1 protein-coding gene is annotated in these 1,068 nt (G+C 65.6%); it reads right to left on the reverse strand.

Annotated features, from left to right (window positions below; genetic code table 11):
• A partial coding sequence (locus AC3WJW_RS23045) for a VCBS domain-containing protein (RefSeq protein ID WP_493727647.1) occupies window positions 1-1,068 on the reverse strand: 1,068 nt, incomplete at both ends.

Consider the following 1,068-nt stretch of genomic DNA (forward strand, 5'->3'; position numbering starts at 1 on the left):
GTGTAGGTCCACTGGCCGCTGTTATCGACGGCGATCGAGCCGTAGGTGCCGGTATTTGACCCGGCAATGCTCCAGGTCGCCGTGGCGTCATGATCGATGTCGGCCGAGCTGAACTGGCCACTCACGCTGAACGTGGTGTCTTCCTGCACTGCGCCGGCATCGTTGCCCGTTTCGAAACTGAGCACTGGTTCGTCGTTGGTCCCGGTCAGGGTGATCGTCACCGTCTGCGCCGCCGAAGCGGCGTTGCCCGCGCCGCTGTTGTCGCTGGCCACCACGGTGTAGGAGAAACTGATGGTTTCACCGGCGCTCAGGAAGTCCAGGCTCTCGCTGCTGCTGTAGTTCCAGCCGGTTTGATCGACCGAGAAGCCGGCGACCAACGCCGCGGCTTGCGCCGCACCGAGGGTGCCGCCACTCCAGGCGATGTCGTTGTTGGCGGTCTGGCTGACCGTCACGACGTCGTTGCTGTCCACATCGGCAAAGCTCAGCGCTCCGCTGTCGCTCAGCGCGGCTGCGCCATTGCCTTCGTTCATCGCCCCGGTCGTGTCGTCGATGGTCAGCGTCGGCCGGTCGTTGGTGCCGGTCAGGGTGATCGTCACCGTCTGCGGTGCCGAGGTCGCGTTGCCCGTACCGCTGTCATCGGTCGCCACCACGGTGTAGGAGAAACTGATGGTTTCACCGGCGCTCAGGAAGTCCAGGTTCTCGCTGCTGCTGTAGTTCCAGCCGGTTTGATCCACCGAGAAGCCGGCGACCAGCGCCGCGGCCTGCGCCGCACCGAGGCTGCCGCCGCTCCAGACGAGGTCGTTGTTGGCGGTCTGGCTGACCGTCACGACGTCGTTGCTGTCCAGATCGGCGAAGCTCAGCGCCCCGCTGTCGCTCAGCGTGGCGGCGCCATTGCCTTCGTTCATCGCCCCGGACGTGTCATCGATGGTCAGCGTCGGCCGGTCGTTGGTCCCGGTCAGGGTGATCGTCACGGCCTTGGTCACCGTCGCCCCGAAGTCGTCGGTCAGCGTCACCGTGAACACTTCGGTCTTGGTCTGCCCCTCGGCCAGGTACTGCGCCGCGCTGTTG

The organism is Pseudomonas sp. GW821-FHT07G06, assembly GCF_058986625.1.